The 16,984-nt window shown below is 66.6% G+C and carries 16 protein-coding genes; 8 read left to right on the forward strand and 8 right to left on the reverse strand.

From position 1 onward, the window contains the following. Window positions 1-4: 4 nt before the first annotated feature. From QN239_RS04945 to fadD3, 3 genes are read right to left on the reverse strand one after another with little or no spacing between them, the layout of a single operon-like run. Window positions 5-982 (reverse strand): acyl-CoA dehydrogenase family protein, encoded by a 978-nt coding sequence (locus QN239_RS04945; protein WP_499008416.1) that lies wholly within the window; start codon window positions 980-982, stop codon window positions 5-7. Then, window positions 979-2,109, reverse strand: coding sequence for an acyl-CoA dehydrogenase family protein (locus QN239_RS04950; protein ID WP_499008417.1), 1,131 nt, complete (start codon window positions 2,107-2,109; stop codon window positions 979-981). Before QN239_RS04950 ends, QN239_RS04945 begins: the two co-directional genes overlap by 4 nt. Beyond that, a complete protein-coding gene (gene fadD3 / locus QN239_RS04955; RefSeq protein ID WP_499008418.1) occupies window positions 2,109-3,638 on the reverse strand; it encodes a 3-((3aS,4S,7aS)-7a-methyl-1,5-dioxo-octahydro-1H-inden-4-yl)propanoate--CoA ligase FadD3 in 1,530 nt (509 codons plus the stop codon). Before fadD3 ends, QN239_RS04950 begins: the two co-directional genes overlap by 1 nt. 47 nt (window positions 3,639-3,685) lie before the next feature. Between fadD3 and ipdE1 the strand changes: the two genes are divergently transcribed. The 3 genes from ipdE1 to QN239_RS04970 all read left to right on the forward strand — a co-directional run bounded on the left by ipdE1 (window position 3,686) and on the right by QN239_RS04970 (window position 8,462). Further along, window positions 3,686-4,834: an acyl-CoA dehydrogenase IpdE1 gene (gene ipdE1, locus QN239_RS04960; protein WP_499008420.1), complete on the forward strand. Its 1,149-nt coding sequence runs from the start codon at window positions 3,686-3,688 to the stop codon at window positions 4,832-4,834. Then, the gene (locus QN239_RS04965) at window positions 4,831-5,652 is read left to right on the forward strand and encodes an SDR family oxidoreductase (RefSeq protein WP_499008421.1); all 822 of its coding nucleotides are present in this window, start codon (window positions 4,831-4,833) and stop codon (window positions 5,650-5,652) included. Before ipdE1 ends, QN239_RS04965 begins: the two co-directional genes overlap by 4 nt. A gap of 62 nt (window positions 5,653-5,714) precedes the next feature. Continuing rightward, a complete protein-coding gene (locus tag QN239_RS04970; protein WP_499008422.1) occupies window positions 5,715-8,462 on the forward strand; it encodes a cellulase family glycosylhydrolase in 2,748 nt (915 codons plus the stop codon). Window positions 8,463-8,474: 12 nt separating this feature from the next. On the opposite strand, the gene QN239_RS04975 is transcribed toward QN239_RS04970, so the two are convergent. Next, window positions 8,475-9,080 carry a hypothetical protein gene (locus QN239_RS04975; protein ID WP_499008423.1) on the reverse strand — a complete coding sequence of 202 codons (606 nt, stop codon included), beginning with the start codon at window positions 9,078-9,080 and terminating at the stop codon, window positions 8,475-8,477. Between the two features lie 232 nt (window positions 9,081-9,312). Here QN239_RS04975 and kstR2 point away from each other — a divergent pair, with 232 nt between their 5' ends. The 4 genes from kstR2 to QN239_RS04995 all read left to right on the forward strand — a co-directional run bounded on the left by kstR2 (window position 9,313) and on the right by QN239_RS04995 (window position 12,685). After that, window positions 9,313-9,921, forward strand: coding sequence for a TetR family transcriptional regulator KstR2 (kstR2, locus tag QN239_RS04980; protein ID WP_090354231.1), 609 nt, complete (start codon window positions 9,313-9,315; stop codon window positions 9,919-9,921). Continuing rightward, a complete protein-coding gene (fadA6, locus tag QN239_RS04985; protein ID WP_499008424.1) occupies window positions 9,921-11,081 on the forward strand; it encodes a steroid 3-ketoacyl-CoA thiolase FadA6 in 1,161 nt (386 codons plus the stop codon). Before kstR2 ends, fadA6 begins: the two co-directional genes overlap by 1 nt. Before the next feature lie 114 nt (window positions 11,082-11,195). Then, window positions 11,196-11,624: a DUF6636 domain-containing protein gene (locus QN239_RS04990; RefSeq protein ID WP_499008425.1), complete on the forward strand. Its 429-nt coding sequence runs from the start codon at window positions 11,196-11,198 to the stop codon at window positions 11,622-11,624. An 83-nt stretch (window positions 11,625-11,707) separates the two neighbouring features. Beyond that, entirely contained in the window at window positions 11,708-12,685 is a 978-nt protein-coding gene (locus QN239_RS04995) for a cation diffusion facilitator family transporter (protein ID WP_499008426.1), read from the forward strand. Window positions 12,686-12,698: 13 nt separating this feature from the next. Here QN239_RS04995 and ipdC read toward each other — a convergent pair whose 3' ends face one another. From ipdC to echA20, 4 genes are read right to left on the reverse strand one after another with little or no spacing between them, the layout of a single operon-like run. After that, a complete protein-coding gene (gene ipdC, locus QN239_RS05000) occupies window positions 12,699-13,772 on the reverse strand; it encodes a (3aS,4S,5R,7aS)-5-hydroxy-7a-methyl-1-oxo-octahydro-1H-indene-4-carboxyl-CoA dehydrogenase (RefSeq protein WP_499008427.1) in 1,074 nt (357 codons plus the stop codon). Between the two features lie 2 nt (window positions 13,773-13,774). Beyond that, window positions 13,775-14,524: a cholesterol ring-cleaving hydrolase subunit IpdB gene (gene ipdB, locus QN239_RS05005; RefSeq protein WP_187097118.1), complete on the reverse strand. Its 750-nt coding sequence runs from the start codon at window positions 14,522-14,524 to the stop codon at window positions 13,775-13,777. Then, window positions 14,521-15,399, reverse strand: coding sequence for a cholesterol ring-cleaving hydrolase subunit IpdA (gene ipdA, locus QN239_RS05010; protein WP_499008428.1), 879 nt, complete (start codon window positions 15,397-15,399; stop codon window positions 14,521-14,523). The genes ipdB and ipdA overlap by 4 nt, the downstream gene beginning before the upstream one ends. Continuing rightward, window positions 15,396-16,151, reverse strand: a complete 756-nt coding sequence (gene echA20, locus QN239_RS05015; RefSeq protein WP_499008429.1) for a (7aS)-7a-methyl-1,5-dioxo-2,3,5,6,7,7a-hexahydro-1H-indene-carboxyl-CoA hydrolase — start codon at window positions 16,149-16,151, stop codon at window positions 15,396-15,398. The genes ipdA and echA20 overlap by 4 nt, the downstream gene beginning before the upstream one ends. Window positions 16,152-16,209: 58 nt before the next feature. On the opposite strand from echA20, the gene QN239_RS05020 reads away from it, so the two are divergent. Beyond that, window positions 16,210-16,983 (forward strand): SDR family oxidoreductase, encoded by a 774-nt coding sequence (locus tag QN239_RS05020; protein WP_499008430.1) that lies wholly within the window; start codon window positions 16,210-16,212, stop codon window positions 16,981-16,983. The last annotated feature ends 1 nt before the right edge of the window (window position 16,984 follow it).

Below are 16,984 nucleotides of genomic sequence, written 5' to 3' on the forward strand. Positions count from 1 at the left end.
GGTCTTACAAAGCCTCCAGCAGTCGGCGTCGGTGCAGGGTGGGATCGCCCCAGGCCGAGCGCAGCGCCTGCACCCGCAGCAGCAGCAGCGACAGGTCGTGTTCCTGGGTGAAGCCGATGGCGCCGTGGGTCTGCAGCGACGAGCGTGCGGCCAGCAGTGCGGCGTCGGCCGCGGCGACTTTGGCTGCGCTGATATCGCGTGCGGTGTCCGGCGAACCCTCGGCCAGGGCCAGCGCCGCGCCGTACACCAGCGGGCGGGCCAGCTCGACGGCGATGTGCACATCGGCCAGCTTGTGTTTGAGCGCCTGATAGGAGCCGATGATCCGGCCGAACTGGGTGCGCTGCTTGGCGTACTCGACGGACTGGTCGAGCATGGCCTGGCCCGCGCCGACCAGTTGGGCAGCGGTGGCCAGCACGCCGAACTCATACGCGCGGGCGGTGTCCGCGGCCTGCGCCGGACCGGATGCGGTGACGTCGAACAGCGTCCGGGTCGGGTCCACGGACTCGTGGGCCGCGCCTGCCTGAATGTCGATGCCGGCCTCGGCGACATGCCCGTCGGTGGCCAGCAGGGTCAGCCCGGCCACGTCGGCATTCACCGCGCGCGGCACCGACGGCGGCAGTGCGACGGTGGCGATCAGCTCGCCCGACGCGAGTTGTGCGGACCGCTCGCCCCACGCCTCCAGGCCGGCGAGCAGAATCGGCGCCACGGCAATGGATTCGGTGACCGGTCCGGGGACCGCCCAGTAGCCGAGGCGTTCCAGGGCGACCACCAGATCCACCGGGTGCGCGTCGATGCCGTCGAACTTCTCCGGCACCAGCAGCGCCGTGACCCCGAGGTCGGCTAGCTGGGCCCACACCTTGCGGCCCGTGGCGGTGTCACCGGCGGCCCAGGCGCGCACGGCGGCGGGCACATCGGCGGCGCTCAGTGCGGCGTCGATACTGGACGCGAAATCGCGCTGCTGATCGTCGAGTTCGAAGTTCACTTTGCCTCCCGGGGCAATCCGAGGAGCCGCTCGGCGATGATGTTGCGCTGGATCTCATTGGTGCCCGCATAGATCGGGCCGCCGAGGGCGAAGAGCAGTCCCTCGGTCCAGTGGTCCACGATCTCGGCGTCTGCGCCCTGCATGTCGAGGGCGGTCTGGTGCAGTGCGACGTCCAATTCGGACCAGAACACCTTGGTCACCGACGACTCCGCACCCAGCTCACCGCCGCCGGCCAGCCGGGTGACGGTGCCGAAGGTGTGTAGCCGGTAGGCCTGGGCCTTGATCCAGGCGTCGGCCACCCGGTCGGTGAACACCGGATCGGGATTGGACTTCCACTGCGCGACAAGTCGTTCCGCGGGCGCGAGGAAGCGCGCCGGGCTGCGCAGCGACATCCCGCGCTCATTGCTCGACGTGCTCATGGCCGCGCGCCAGCCGTCATGCACGCCGCCGATGACGTCCTCGTCGGGCACGAACACGTCGTCGAGGAAGATCTCGCCGAAGCCGGTGTCACCGCCGAGCTGGGCGATCGGCCGCACGGTGATGCCCTCGGCCTTCAGGTCGAACATGAAGTACGTCAGGCCCTTGTGCCGTTGTGCTTCCGGGTCGGACCGGAACAGGCCGAAGCCGCGCTCACCGAACGGCGCCCGCGAGCTCCAGATCTTCTGCCCGTTGAGCTTCCAGCCGCCGTCGACCTTGGTGGCGGTGGACCGCAGGGAGGCCAGATCACTGCCGGACTCGGGCTCCGACCAGGCCTGGGCCCAGATCTCTTCGCCGCTGGCCATTTTCGGCAGCACACGATCCAACTGTTCCGGCGTGCCGTGCGCGAACAGGGTGGGGGCCAGCATGGAGGTCCCGTTTGCGCTGGCCCGGCCGGGCGCACCGGCGCGGAAGTACTCCTCCTCGAACACCACCCACTGCAGCAGGGTGGCGTCGCGGCCGCCGTACTTCTTCGGCCAGGCGATCACCGACAGGCCTGCGTCGAACAGGATCTTGTCCCAGCGCCGGTGCTGTTCGAAACCCTCGAGCGTGTCGTAGGACTTGGTGGGGAAGGAATCCCGGTTCGCAGCGAGAAACTCGCGGACCTCCGCGCGGAACTCTTCGCTGTCGTCGTCGAATTTCAGATCCATTAGATCATCTCTCGCAGCTGTGGTTTGACCACTTTGCCTCCTGGGTTACGCGGCAGAACGTCGAGGAACACCACCGAACGGGGCACCTTGAAGTTCGCCAGATGCTCACGCGCATGGGCGATCACCGCCGCCTCGTCGAGCTGGGTTCCGGGCTTGGCCACCACGAATGCCTTGCCGACTTCGCCGAGCCGGTCGTCGTGAACCCCGATCACCGCGGAATCGGCGATGCCGTTCAGCCGGGCGAGCACCTGCTCGATCTCGGCGGGGTACACATTGAACCCGCCGCAGATGTACATGTCCTTGAGCCGGTCGGTGATGGTCAGATTGCCCGCGTCGTCCACGGTGCCGATGTCGCCGGTGTGCAACCAGCCGTCGGAATCGATGGTGGCCGCGGTGGCCTCCGGATCGTCGAGGTAGCCCAGCATCACATTCGGGCCACGCAGCAGCACCTCGCCGGAGTCGTCGATGCGCAGTTCGAACTCCGCGATCGGCCGACCGCACGTGGTGGCCACGGTGACGGCGTCGTCGTCGGCCCGGCACATGGTGCCGAATCCGCTGGCCTCCGTGAGGCCGTAGGCGGTGAGCACGATGTCGATATCGAGCTCCGACTGCATCCGTTCGATGAGCACCACCGGCACCACCGCCGCGCCGGTCACCGCGAACCGCAGTGAGCTCAGGTCGTACTGGTCGCGGTTCGGGTGGTCCAGCAGCATCTGGTAGATCGTCGGCGGTCCGGGCAGCACGGTGATCTTCTGCTCGGCAACGGTTTTCATCGCCAGTTCCGGATCGAAGGTCAGCTGTGGAATGAGGGTGGCGCCGGTTTGCAGGCAGGCGAGGATGCCGGCCTTGAACCCGAAGTTGTGGAAGAACGGGTTGATGCACAGATAGCGGTCGGCGCTGGTGACCTCACCGCACGCGGCCCACGCGGCCGACGCGTCCAACGACTGCCGGTGTGCACATCGCACACCCTTGCTGCGTCCGGTGGTGCCGGAGGTGAAAAGAATGTCGGACACGTCGTCGGGCTGCACCGCGGCGGCCCGTGCGTCGACCTCGGCCAGAGCTCCGTTCTTTTCGCCGCGGGCCACGAACTCGTCCCAGGTTCCGTCCTGTTCCTCGATGGGCACCCGCACGATGTGGCGCAGCGCCGGCAGCGCGTCCCTGTCGAGCTGTTCGGTGCGGTCCGCGCCGAGGAATCTGCCGGCCGCGATCAGCAGGGGAGCCTCGGTGCGGGCCAGGATGTCGGTGGCCTCGCTGGCGGTGTATCTCGTGTTCAGCGGCACGACGACGGCGCCGGCGTAGTGGGCGGCCAGCGCGGCGACCACCCAGTGCCACGTGTTGGGGGACCAGATCGCCACCGGGTCACCTGGGGCCACACCCAGGTCGACGAGCGCCGCGGCGGCCTGGCGGACTTCGGTGCGCAGCTGCCCGTAGGTGAGGCGTTTATCCGGCGTGACCAGCGCGTCATGCTCGGACAGCTGTACGGCAATCCGGTCCAGCACCGCTGGAACGGTCCGCTTCACGCTCGTCATTGACGCTCCTCTAACAAAGCAAGTGCTTGGTAGGTTAGCCTACAAGGGTGATAGAGGTCGAGGACTTCCGGGCCGAGGTCCGGCAATGGCTCGCCGATAATCTCGTCGGCGAATACGCGGCGCTGAAGGGCCTCGGTGGCCCCGGTCGCGAGCACGAGGCATTCGAAGAACGCCGGGCGTGGAATCAGCATCTGGCCGCGGCAGGACTGACCTGCCTGGGCTGGCCCGAGGAACACGGCGGCCGCGGTCTGACCGTCGCGCACCGGGTCGCGTTCTACGAGGAGTACGCCAAGGCCGATGCCCCCGACAAGGTGAACCACTTCGGTGAGGAACTGCTCGGGCCCACCCTGATCGCGTTCGGCACCCCTGAACAGCAGGCACGGTTCCTGCCCAAGATCCTCGACGTCACCGAACTCTGGAGTCAGGGTTACTCCGAACCCGGCGCGGGCAGTGACCTGGCCAACGTGTCGACGTCGGCCGAACTTGTGGGCGACGAGTGGATCATTAACGGCCAGAAGGTGTGGACCTCACTGGCGCACTGGGCGCAATGGTGCTTCGTGGTGGCGCGAACCGAGAAGGGTTCCAAGCGGCACGCCGGCTTGTCCTACCTGCTGGTGCCGCTGCAGCAGCCCGGCGTCGAGATCCGTCCGATCATCCAGCTCACCGGCGACTCCGAGTTCAACGAGGTGTTCTTCGACGACGCCCGCACCGACGCCTCGCTGGTCGTCGGGCAGCCCGGAGACGGGTGGCGAGTGGCCATGGGCACGCTGACCTTCGAGCGTGGCGTGTCCACCCTGGGGCAGCAGATTCGCTACGCCCGTGAGCATTCGAATCTCGTCGAGCTGGCCAAGCGCACCGGCGCGGCTGACGACCCGCTGATCCGAGAGCGTCTCACCCGGTCCTGGACCGGCCTGAAGGCCATGCGGTCCTACGCGCTGGCCACCATGGATGTTGAGCAGCCCGGCCAGGACAATGTGTCGAAGTTGTTGTGGGCCAACTGGCATCGCGAGCTCGGCGAGATCGCCATGGACGTGCAAGGTGTCGCCGGACTGACCCTTGACAATGGTGAGTTCGACGAATGGCAGCGGCTGTACCTGTTCTCGCGCTCGGACACCATCTACGGCGGCTCCAACGAGATCCAGCGCAACATCATCGCCGAGCGGGTGCTCGGCCTACCCAGGGAAGCCAAAGGATGACGGACCTCTCAGCAGTACCCAAAGAGATTGACGGACATGGACTTCTGAAGGGCAAGGTGGTCCTGGTGACCGCCGCCGCCGGCACCGGAATCGGATCGACGACGGCGCGCCGGGCTCTGCTGGAGGGCGCCGACGTCGTCATCTCCGACTTCCACGAACGCCGCCTCAACGAGACCCGCGAGGAGTTGGCTGGACTGGGCCTGGGCAAGGTGGACTCCGTGGTCTGCGACGTCACCTCCACCGACGCCGTCGACGCCTTGATCGCCGGTGCCGTGGAGAAGGCCGGGCGGATCGACGTGCTGGTCAACAACGCCGGCCTCGGCGGACAGACACCGGTCATCGAGATGACCGACGACGAATGGGACCGCGTCCTCAACGTCACGCTGACCTCGGTGATGCGAGCCACCCGGGCCGCGCTGCGGTACTTCCGTGAGGTGGATCGCCGGAGCCGCGAAGCCGGCGACATCAGCAGAGGCGGGGTGATCGTGAACAACGCCAGTGTGCTCGGCTGGCGCGCCCAGCATTCACAGTCGCACTATGCCGCCGCCAAGGCCGGCGTGATGGCGCTGACTCGTTGCAGTGCAATCGAAGCCGTCGAGTACGGGGTGCGTATCAACGCGGTGTCCCCGAGTATCGCCCGGCACAAGTTCCTGGAGAAGACATCGTCGGCGGAGTTGCTCGACCGTCTCGCCGGCGACGAGGCCTTCGGCCGGGCGGCCGAACCGTGGGAGATCGCCACCACCATCGCCTTCCTGGCCAGCGACTACTCCAGCTACCTGACCGGCGAGATCATCTCGGTGTCGAGCCAGCGCGCGTAGCTTTCTCCACCCGGTGACGATTCCGCAGATTTCTGTGAATTTGTGGGTTAGCGTCCGATTTCATGCAACAGCTATCGGCGTGGATGGGTGCGGGCCTCGTGACGGCGGGTGTCTCGGCGGCCATGCTCGCGGGCGCGGGCGTGGCTGCGGCCGACACCCCGTCCGGTTCGGACGCCGGCACGTCCTCGGCGAGCACCAACGAGCCGAAACCCACCACGCACGAACCTGCCGAGACCAAGGCGCCCACCGAGGAAGCCGCCGAAGAGAATTCGGTCAAGCCCGCTGCGACCACCAAGCGTAAGAAGAAGACCCGCGTCACCGCGACTCGCGAGTCGGCGACCACCACGGCAGGCCCCACCGCCGACCCGGAACCCCCCGCGGAAAAGCCCGCGCACCGGCGACGCGCGACAGCGGCGACCGCAATCCCGACGGTGACCCCGGCGGCCACCCCGACCTCAGAGTCGGCGACCAAAGCGGCCTCGGCCACTGTCGCGGTGACCGCTGCACCCGCCACCAAAGAGTCTGTGGCCCAGAAGGTGTCCGCCTATGCGGCTCCGCTCGCGGCGGCCGGAGCCACCTCGACCCCCAAGACGCCCGCGGTCGTCGGACTGATCCAGTCGGTCGTCGCCGGTGTCGCGCGCGAGGTCCGGGTGATCGTCAACGGTGTCAGCACCGTCGCGGCGGCCGCCGTGCACGCGGTGCAGGTCGTCGCCACCGGCCCGATTCCCAAGTCGCCGGCCGGATTGTTCCAGCACTTCGTCTACACGCCGGTGCACACCGTGGCCGAAGCCTGGATCGGCACCGAACTCGGGCACCAGGTCAACGGCGCCATCAACAGACTGGCCGGATCGTATGTGATCGGTGACGGAGCGGCGGGCACCGCCGAACACCCCGACGGCGGTGCCGGCGGATGGTTGTTCGGCGATGGCGGCGTCGGCTGGACCAGCACCGTGGCCGGGCAGGCCGGTGGCGCGGGTGGCAGGGCTGGGTTGGTCGGCGACGGCGGCATGGGCGGAGCGGGCGGAGCCGGTGCAGTGGGTGGCCGCGGCGGGGCCGGTGGCCAGCTGATGGGGATCGGTGGCGGGGGCGGCCAGGGTGGGGCGGCAACCACCGGTGGCGCCGGCGGTGCGGGCGGTGACGGGGCCGGACTGCTGTTCGGGATCGGTGGCGCCGGGGGGCACGGCGGCGACGGCGTGGACGGCGGACGTGGCGGAAACGGTGGCGACGGCGCGCGGTTGCTGGGCAGCGGCGGCGACGGTGGCGACGCCGGCGACAGCGGTGTCGGGGGTGACCCGACCGGTCTGCCCGCACTCGGTGGGGCCGGTGGAAATGCAGGTCTGCTCGGAACACACGGTGAGGTAGGACATTTCGGTGCTTCCGGCACCGTCGAGGTCACCGCGGGCGGTACCGGCTTGTCCACCACGGGGACGTGGATCACCAACAGCGATGGGCAGGTCGTCATCCTGCACGGCGTCAACGAGGTCTACAAGCTGGCACCCTTTGAGCCGGCCGCCAGCGGTTTCAGCGAGGACGACGCGCAGTTCCTCGCGGCTAACGGGTTCAACGTGGTGCGCCTCGGCGTCATCTGGGCGGCGGTCGAGCCCCAGCCCGGTGTCTATGACACGGAGTACCTGGCGTCGCTGTCGCAGACGGTGCAGATGCTGGCCGACCACGGCATCTACACCCTGCTCGACATGCACCAGGATCTCTACAGCAGCACCTTCGCCGGGGAGGGCGCCCCGGAGTGGGCGACGCAGACCGGTGGACTGCCCAACCAGAACTTCGGCTTTCCGGGCAGCTACTACCTGAATCTCGCGATGAACCATGCCTGGACCCAGTTCTGGAACAACGCCGAGTCACCGGCGGGGCTGGGTCTGCAGGATGCCTACGCGCAGATGTGGGAGAACGTCGCGAGCTATTTCTCCGGCAACACCGCAGTGATCGGCTACGACATCATGAACGAGCCGTTCCCCGGATTCTCCTGGCTGCCAACCCTGCTCGGAAGCCCGTTCTTCGGATATCAGCAGTTGACCCCGTTCTACAACCAGGTCATCTCGGCGATCCGGGCCGTCGACCCGACCACTCCGGTGTATATCGAGCCGGCCAATCCAGCGGTGTCCGAAATCCTGGACATCCTCGGGTTCCCCACCAGCCTCGGCACCGTGAGCGACCCGAATACCGTTCTGGCATTTCATGATTACTGCGGTGGATCGAGCCTGTCCGCGCTGTGCGGGTACATCGCCAAGGCGCTGGCCCGGGGTGCCCACAACTACGCGGCTCAACACGGGATCCCGGCGTTCATGAACGAGTTCGGGGCCACCAGCGCAAAGGGTGATCTGACCAAACAGATGCGAGCCGGCGACAGCTACCTGATGAGCTGGTCGGTGTGGGCCTACACCGGCAAGGGTGATATCACCACCAGCGGAACGCATGACGGTGAGGCGCTCGTCTACGACCCGGCGCTGCCGCCGACCGGTGACAACGTCAACACCGGCAACTTGGGCATCCTGTCCGCGCCCTACCCGCAGGCGGTCTCGGGCACCCCGAAGTCATGGTCCTACGCCGACGGCACCTTCGCGTTCAGCTACTCCACGGCCAAAGCCGATGGCTCGGGCACCTTCGCGGCCGGCGCGCAGACGACAATCTCGGTCCCGGCGGTGCAGTTCCCGAACGGCTATCAGGTGAGCGTTGTCGGCGGGCACGTCGTCTCGGCTGCCAATGACGCGAAGCTGGTCATTGCCGCGGATGACGGTGCGACCGCGGTGAGTGTCACGGTGACCGGTGCGGCGGCGGGCGCGACTGCAGCCTGAGTGGGGGACCTACTACCGACTGTGTCGGCCGTGGTCTCGATGAGTTGAGGCCCAGTGTCGGCTTCCGTAGTAGCCACAAAAGTAGGCAACGGCGAAAACGCCCACGGTGACGACGGCGGCAAGGACGAGCTGAAGGCGTTGTCCTGACGCGATTCCCGCATCGAGTACTGCGTCTCGATGGCCGAAGATCGCACCTATGACGATGATGGCGACGGGCGCCCCGGCAGCCAACCAAGGATTGCCCCCTCCGGTGAGGTAGGGCAGGACGCCGAACATGAGGATGATCAGGGCCACCAGCGCCCTCCACCAGGACTTGGCGGCCGTGACAGCTGCGCCATAAGGCTGCGGACGGTCGCTGTAGAACGATGCGCGACGGCCTTTGATCTTGAGAAAGGGCGTGTACGCGTAGGCGATGAAGGTGACTGCGCCGAAGACGAATACGGCAGCGCCAGTGGCTGACTTCCAGCCCTGTGTTGCGGCGACGAAATACGACGCGACGCAGGTGATCAGTGCTCCCGCCCAGTAGAGGAGCCGTCCTGCGGAGAGGTTGCCGCGCGGCGCCAGTGCCATTGCAGCCATGCCGACAAACGCGACGACGAGACTGACGTCACTTGTCATTTGCCGGTAAGCCAGGTGTTGAGCTGATCGCCGGCAAGGTCTGCGGCCAGCAAGATCTTGGTGCGGCGCGTCAGTCGCCTACGAACTGGCAGTCGCTGACCAGGCGGACTTGTACTGACTTCGAGTCTGCTTGGATCGTGCTCCACCGAATGAAGACTAGGGATTCGGTGCGGACCTCATGTCATCTCTCACATATTCGACCTAGCAAGCGCTTGGTTGCTATGCTGCGATGATGGCGACGGAACCGCCCGGGCAGCCGGCGAGCAGGCGTGACGAGCTCCTCGAGCTCGCCGCCACGATGTTCGCGGAGCGCGGCCTGAAGGCGACCACCGTCCGCGATATCGCCGACTCCGCGGGCATCCTCTCGGGCAGCCTGTACCACCACTTCAAGTCCAAAGAACAGATGGTCGAAGAGGTGCTGCGGGACTTCCTGGACTGGCTGTTCGCCAAGTATGAACAGATTGCGGCCACCGAGGCCAGTCCGCTGGAGCGGCTCAAGGGGCTGTTCCTGACCTCCTTCGAGGCCATCGAGCACCGGCACGCGCAGGTCGTCATCTATCAGGACGAGGCCAAACGCTTGTCATCGCTGCCGCAGTTCGCCTTCGTCGACAAACGAAACCGCGAACAGCGCAACATGTGGCTGGACCTGCTGAACCAGGGCATCGCCGACGGATCGTTCCGGCCCGACCTCGACGTCGACCTGGTCTACCGCTTCATCCGCGACACCACTTGGGTATCGGTCCGCTGGTACCAACCGGGAGGACCTCTCACGGCCGAGGAAGTCGGCCGCCAGTACCTCGCCATCGTTCTTGGCGGCATCACGAAAGAAGGAGATCAGTAATGGCTGAGGCGTACGTCATCGATGCCGTTCGCACGGCGATCGGCAAGCGTGGAGGATCGCTGTCCGGAGTGCACCCGGTCGACCTGGGTGCCGCCGCCTGGCGCGGGCTGTTCGAGCGAAACGATCTGGATCCCAGCGCGGTCGACGATGTGATCGCCGGCTGCGTGGATGCCATCGGAGGCCAGGCCGGCAACATCGCCCGGCTGTCATGGCTGGCCGCCGGCTACCCCGAAGAGGTGCCCGGCGTGACCGTCGACCGCCAGTGCGGCTCGTCGCAGCAGGCCATCTCCTTCGGCGCACAGGCGATCATGTCGGGCACGGCGGACGTGATCGTGGCCGGCGGCATGCAGAACATGAGCCAGATCCCGATCAGCTCCGCGATGATCGTCGGCGAGCAGTTCGGTTTCACCTCTCCCACCAATGAGTCCAAGAGCTGGCTGCACCGCTACGGCGACCAGGAGATCTCGCAGTTCCGCGGCTCCGAGATGATCGCCGAGAAGTGGAACCTCTCGCGGGAGGACATGGAGCAGTTCGCCCTCACCAGTCACCAGCGGGCGCAGGAAGCCATTCGAGCCGGTTACTTCGAGAACGAGATCATCCCCGTCCAGGTCGACGGCGTCGGGTTCGTCACCGACGAAGGCCCGCGAGACACCTCGCTGGAGAAGATGGCCGGCCTCAAGACCCTTGTGGAGGGCGGTCGCCTCACCGCGGCGATGGCCAGTCAGATCTCGGATGGCGCCAGCGCTGTACTGCTCGCGTCGGAAGATGCGGTGAAGACGCACGGACTCAAGCCGCGCGCCCGTATCCACCACATCAGTGCCCGGGGCGCCGATCCGGTGTACATGCTCACCGGCCCCATCCCGGCCACCCATTACGCCCTGGAGAAGACCGGCTTGTCGATCGAGGACATCGACACCGTTGAGATCAACGAGGCCTTCGCGCCTGTGGTTCAGGCCTGGATCAAAGAGACCGGCGCAGACCCGGCAAAGGTGAACCCGAGTGGTGGCGCCATCGCCCTCGGTCATCCGCTCGGTGCCACCGGAGCCAAGCTGTTCGCCACCATGCTGAACACGCTGGAGCGCACCGGCGGCCGCTATGGGTTACAGACGATGTGTGAGGGTGGCGGCACCGCGAACGTCACCATCATCGAACGTCTCTGACCCGGCACGACTAGGGGCGCGGCGCCAAGTTTCCACCTCCAAGATTCCATCAAGGCGCCGCGCCCATTCTTTGTCTCAACAGCCCATTCGGGGCTCCCGGACAAAGGACCTGCGATGCACACCATCGTCAAGACGGCGGTCGCCGTCACCGCGGCCACCGCCGTCGCGGCATTCGCGATTCCCGCAACCGCACAGGCGGCATTCCAGTCGCCCTCGTCCAACATCACCTGTTACCTGGGGCACGACCCCAACGGAGCCGTGTCCGTCACCTGTGCCATCGCGCAGAAGTACTGGACTGCTCCGCCCCGGCCCGACGACTGCCACCTCGACTGGGGTAGCAGATTGCGGCTGGAGCAGGCACTGCCGGCCCGCTTCGCCTGCTACGGCCAGTCGATGCCCGCACCCGAACAGACGTTGGCCTACGGGACGTCCCTCTCCGACGGCACCCTGGTCTGCTACAGCAAGACCACCGGGATCACCTGCAGCGACACCTACACCGGCCACTACTTCAAGGTGTCGCGGGAGGGCTACGAGCTCGGCTGACCGAGTTGTCCAGAGGAGGCTTTATCGCCGGGTCGGAAGGTCGCGGCCTGCGTCGCCCGGGTTCGCCGCTCTAGGGTGCAGGAATGGGCAATTCTGGGCAGGACGCGGCGCAGAACCAGAGCTTGCTGACCGTCGTCATCGCGCTCGGAGCGAATGTGCTTATCGCCGTGGCCAAAACAGCGGTGGCGAGCGTGACCGGATCGGCGTCGATGCTGGCCGAGGCGGCGCATTCTTGGGCCGACACCGGCAACGAGGTGTTCCTGCTGATCGGGACTCGCAGGTCGGAGAAGCCGCCGGATGCCGAGCACCGGCTCGGCTACGGCCGGGCCGGTTACATCTGGTCGATGTTCGCGGCCTTCGGACTATTCAGTGTTGGGGCCGCGGTGTCGGTCTGGCACGGGGTGCAGTCACTGGGCGGTGAGGCAGAAGCGACCTCCTATGTCTGGGCCTATGTGGTGCTGGGGGTGTCTTTCGTGCTGGAGGGCACCTCGTTCCTGCAGGCCTTGAACCAGACCAGATCCGGTGCGGCACAGCGCCGGATTCACCCGCTGCGCTATGTCCGGGTCATGTCGAATCCGATGCTGCGGTCGGTGTTCGCCGAGGATCTCTCCGCGCTGATCGGCATCCTGATCGCCGCCGCCGGCATTCTGGCCCATCAGCTCACCGGAAACGCGGTCTGGGATGCCATCGGCTCGATCCTGGTGGGTGTACTGCTCGGTGGCGTCGCGCTCTTCCTCATCGGACGCAATATGGATTTCCTCACCGGTGAGGCCGTCCCGCCACTGGCACGCAATGCCGCGCTGGAGAGTCTGCTGGAGCACAAGGATGTCGAGCGGGTCAGCTACCTGCACATGGAATGGGTAGGCGCGGACCGGATCTACCTGGTGGCCGCCGTCGACCTGGTCGGCGATGCGGCCGAGTCCAATGTCGCCGCCCGGCTCAACGCCATTGCCGACGAACTGCAGTCACGATCGACCATCGTGCGCGCCGTCCTGACGCTCACCCGGCCCGGTGACACAACCGATCTTCGGCCGGATGAGCTGCCGGACTGGTACCGCTGATGGCCCCGGGGTTTCAGGCCCGGATGTAGGACGTCGCCGACGTCAGGTGCTCGACAGCCTCGGCGACGATCGCCGGAACCAGCTCCGCGCAGGTCGGCAGGTCGTCGATGATGCCGGCCACCTGACCCGAGGCCAGCACGCCGGCGTCGGTGTTGCCCTCGACCAGGCCGGCCTTGAGCAGCATCGGGGTGTTCGCGGCCATCACCACCTGGGACCAGGTCAAATCCTTGCCGTGGCGCATGGCCAGACCGTCGGTGACCATCGACTTCCAGGTCATGCCGGACATCTTCTTGAACTTCTGGGCATTGGCCACCGCGGCGGCCAAACCGCGTACCGGAGAGCCACTTTCGAGCTTCTCGACCAGGCCGGTGCGGAGTACCCGGTGTGGCATCCCGTCGACGCGGGTGGACACCACCGTGCCGTCCAGCGCCGCCTCCAGATAGCGCCGCTTCACGGCGTCGGGCACCGTCGAATCGGCGGTCAGCAGGAAGCGGGTACCCATCGCGACTCCGGCGGCACCGTAGGACAACGCGGCGGCCAGCCCGCGACCGTCGAAGAACCCGCCCGCGGCGATCACCGGCATGCCGGTGTCGGCGACGGCGTCGAGCACCGAGGGCAGCAGCAGCGTGGTGGCGATCGGTCCGGTGTGGCCACCGCCCTCACCGCCCTGCACGATGACCGCGTCGGCCCCCCAGCTCGCCACCTTCTTGGCGTGCTTGGCCAGTCCGACCGATGGAATGACCACCACGCCGGCTTCTTTGAGCCTGGCGATCAGGTCCGGCTTGGGAGCCAGGGCGAAGGAGGCGACTTTGACTCCTTCGCGGATCAGGAGGTCGACGCGATCATTTGCGTCGCCGGCGTCGGCACGGATATTGATGCCGAACGGTTTGTCGGTGGTCGCCTTGACCTTGGTGACCGCGGTCTGCAGTTCCGCGAGCGTCATGGTCGCCGAGGCGAGGATGCCCAGGCCGCCCGCATTGGAGGTCGCCGCAACCAGCCGGGCACCCGCGACCCAGCCCATCCCGGTCTGCACGACGGGGTGCTCAATGCCGACCAGTTCGGTCAGCGGTGTGACGAGCTTGCTCATGGCTAGACCTTGACCTCTTTGTCGCGCAACGACTTCGGGTCTATGACTTCGCGCAGCAGTTCCTGCTCTTCGCCGGTCGGCACCCGAGTGGTGGCGGCCTCGGACAGGCCGTGCACCTCGAAGGAGGTGTTCTCGGCGACCTGATCGGCCTCCACCCCGGGGTGCAGCGAGACCGCCCGGAACTGGTGATCGGGGCCGTTGAAATCGAAGACGCCTAGGTTGGTCACCACCCGGTAGATGTTGGCGAACCGGTAGGCGGGATTGTCGGGATCGATCTTGTCCCAACCGATCCCGGACACGATGTCCACGGTATCGGTGAACACCCTCTTGGAGTGGTTGCCCACGAAGTAGCTGGTGGCGTGGTTGATGGTGTTGCCGGGCGCACCGCGCACCCCGAACATCTGCCGGGTCGGGTGCTGGATCGGCCCGAATGCGGACAGGTTCTGGTTGCCGTACCGGTCGATCTGGTTGGCGCCCATCACGACATGGCGGCGCCCCCAAGCCAGGGTCTCGAAGACCCGGCCGAAGGGCATCCAGCCCTCGATGGCCGCCGGCGCACCGATGGCCGGGGTGTCGGCGATGATGCGGGCCTCCCCGTCGGTTAGCACGATGTCGGGGGAGAAGGTCAACCGCGCCAGCCGAGCCCCGATCTGGACGATGGTGGTCATCGGCGAGACCATGATCTCGCCGGCGTCGCGGAACAGTTCGGCGCACGCGACGGCGCACACCTCGGCACGGGTCACCGACATCACTGGTTCTCCTCTGCAAACTTGCGCACGGCCGCTTGGTAATCGGCTTCGCTGCCGGACAGATACGTCTTCACGAACCCGGCCCAGGTCTCCTCGGAGCCGGCGGCCTCGGCGTAGTGGCGCTGGAACTTCTCGTCGCGCTTGTAATCGGGTTCGTTGGTGGTGAAATGCGCTCCATTGGGCGCTTCGACCACCACGTCGACCATCATCCGGTTGATCAGTAACTGCTGTGGCACCACCGACTTCACCAGTTCTTCGGTGGAGACCACCTTCTCCACGCTCAGGAAGCGCTTCTGGGCCGACATCAGGAACAGGTCGTCGAAGTACGGGTCGATCCCGGTGTAGGCCGCATTTCCCTGCGCGTCACCGAGATTCTGGTGTACGAAGGCTGCATCCAGGTTGAGCGCGGGCATGGCGATGAGCTCTTCGTATCCATCGCCGGTGGGGTACGGGGACTTCACCGTCTTGAGCTCGTCACCCCAGAACGCGCGGACGTCGCTGCCCAGTCCCGCCCGGATAGGCAGGAACGGCAGGCGTTGTGCGGCGGCCTGCAGGCCACAACGCAGCATGCCCTCGTCCATCTCGCGCGCCTCGATGGCACCGGTGGTGCGGGCCTTGGCGAACCAGGGATCGTAGAACGGCGGCGAGTCCAGCGACACGAAGCCGTAGTAGACGCGCTTGACCTTGCCCGCCGAGCACAACAGACCCAGATCCGGTCCGCCGTAGGTGACCACGGTCAGGTCGGTGACATCGGTGCGCAGCAGCGCCCGGATGAAGGCCATCGGCTTGCGTCGCGAGCCCCAGCCACCGATGCCGATGGTCATCCCGCTCTCGATGGACGAGACGGCTTCGTCGAGAGTCGTTCTCTTATCGCTCATTTGGATCCCTTGTCAGTCCCGGCGAACGCGTCGCGGTGCTCATCGGACACGCCCGCGAGGTTCAGCTCGAAGGTGAAGCCCTGCTCCATGCGGTAGCGCGCGGTGACCGGCTGTACGTCGATGAAATTCAGCGCTTCCTTGGCGGCGCGGATCACCCGGGTGTCCTTGCTGGCGATATCGCGGGCGACCCGCAGCGCGGAGTCGTCGAGGTCGGCGCGCGGCACCACCTCGTGCACGGAGCCGAAGTGGTGCAGGGTGTTCGCATCCACGGTGGCGGCGGTGAAGAACAGCCTGCGCATCAGATGCTGGGGGACCAGCCGGGACAGGTGGGTGGCTGCACCCAGGGCGCCGCGTTCCACCTCGGGGAGGCCGAACTTCGCGTCATCGGAGGCGACGATGACATCGGCGTTGCCGACGAGCCCGATACCGCCGCCGACGCAGAAGCCGTTGACGGCCGCGACCACCGGCACCTCGCATTCGTACACGGCTTTGAAGGCGTGATAGCAGCCGCGGTTGGCATCGATGAGCGCGGTGAAACCCTCGGTGTTCTGCATCTCTTTGATGTCCACGCCGGCGTTGAAGCCGCGGCCTTCGGCCCGCAGGATCACCACGTGGGTGCTGCGGTCACGGCCGGCGGCGGTGATGGCATCGCCGAGCTCGAACCATCCGCGGGACGGGATGGCATTGACCGGTGGGTAGTTGACGGTGACCGAGACGATGCCCGGTTCGACTGTCGCGGTGGTGATGGTCATCAGTCACTTCCTGGAGGGGTCGCTACCTAAGCAAGCACTTGCTTGGTACGCTAGCACAGTGACTGACGCGGCTGGAATCAATCTGCAACTCGCGGGCCGGGTGGTCCTGGTGACCGGCGGGGTGCGTGGGGTCGGCGCCGGGATCAGTGCGGTGTTCGCAGCTCAGGGGGCCACCGTCGTGACGTGTGCGCGCCGCCCGGTGGAGGGTTCGCCCTATGAATTCCATTCATGCGATATCCGCGACGACGATGCGGTGAAGGCCCTCGTCGACGCGATCGTCGCTGCCCACGGCCATCTGGATGTGGTGGTCAACAACGCCGGCGGCTCGCCCTATGTGCTCGCCGCCGACGCCTCGGCGAAGTTCAGCACCAAGATCATCGAACTCAATCTGATCGGTGCGCTGTCGGTGTCGACTCACGCCAACGCCGTGATGCAGACCCAGGACACCGGCGGTTCGATCGTCAACATCTCCAGCGTCAGTGGGCATCGGCCGACACCGGGCACCGCGGCCTACGGGGCGGCCAAGGCGGGCATCGACAACCTCACCTCCACCCTGGCCGTGGAATGGGCGCCCAAGGTGCGGGTCAACTCGGTGGTGGTCGGCATGGTGGAGACCGAACAGTCCGAGCTGTTCTACGGCGACGCCGACTCCATCGCGGCCATCTCCAAGAATGTGCCCTTGGGCCGCCTCGCCAAGCCGGCCGATATCGGTTGGGCAACAGCGTTTCTGGCTTCCGAAGCAGCTTCCTACATCAGTGGTGCCTCACTACAGGTGCACGGCGGTGGCGAGCCGCCGCACTACCTGAGCACCACGACCGCCGACATCAAATAAA

It is taken from the genome of Mycolicibacterium sp. Y3, from assembly GCF_051188035.1.
In the GTDB taxonomy this organism is placed as follows: domain Bacteria; phylum Actinomycetota; class Actinomycetes; order Mycobacteriales; family Mycobacteriaceae; genus Mycobacterium; species Mycobacterium fluoranthenivorans.

What these genes read in the sequence shown, in the direction of transcription:
- QN239_RS04995 (WP_499008426.1), top strand. Translation starts at nt 11,708, where the DNA reads ATGGGCAATTCTGGGCAGGACGCGGCGCAGAACCAGAGCTTGCTGACC.
- ipdA (WP_499008428.1), bottom strand. Translation starts at nt 15,399, where the DNA reads ATGAGCGATAAGAGAACGACTCTCGACGAAGCCGTCTCGTCCATCGAG.
- echA20 (WP_499008429.1), bottom strand. Translation starts at nt 16,151, where the DNA reads ATGACCATCACCACCGCGACAGTCGAACCGGGCATCGTCTCGGTCACC.
- QN239_RS04990 (WP_499008425.1), top strand. Translation starts at nt 11,196, where the DNA reads ATGCACACCATCGTCAAGACGGCGGTCGCCGTCACCGCGGCCACCGCC.
- QN239_RS04970 (WP_499008422.1), top strand. Translation starts at nt 5,715, where the DNA reads ATGCAACAGCTATCGGCGTGGATGGGTGCGGGCCTCGTGACGGCGGGT.
- fadD3 (WP_499008418.1), bottom strand. Translation starts at nt 3,638, where the DNA reads ATGACGAGCGTGAAGCGGACCGTTCCAGCGGTGCTGGACCGGATTGCC.
- ipdC (WP_499008427.1), bottom strand. Translation starts at nt 13,772, where the DNA reads ATGAGCAAGCTCGTCACACCGCTGACCGAACTGGTCGGCATTGAGCAC.
- QN239_RS04975 (WP_499008423.1), bottom strand. Translation starts at nt 9,080, where the DNA reads ATGACAAGTGACGTCAGTCTCGTCGTCGCGTTTGTCGGCATGGCTGCA.
- fadA6 (WP_499008424.1), top strand. Translation starts at nt 9,921, where the DNA reads ATGGCTGAGGCGTACGTCATCGATGCCGTTCGCACGGCGATCGGCAAG.
- QN239_RS04965 (WP_499008421.1), top strand. Translation starts at nt 4,831, where the DNA reads ATGACGGACCTCTCAGCAGTACCCAAAGAGATTGACGGACATGGACTT.
- QN239_RS04950 (WP_499008417.1), bottom strand. Translation starts at nt 2,109, where the DNA reads ATGGATCTGAAATTCGACGACGACAGCGAAGAGTTCCGCGCGGAGGTC.
- kstR2 (WP_090354231.1), top strand. Translation starts at nt 9,313, where the DNA reads ATGGCGACGGAACCGCCCGGGCAGCCGGCGAGCAGGCGTGACGAGCTC.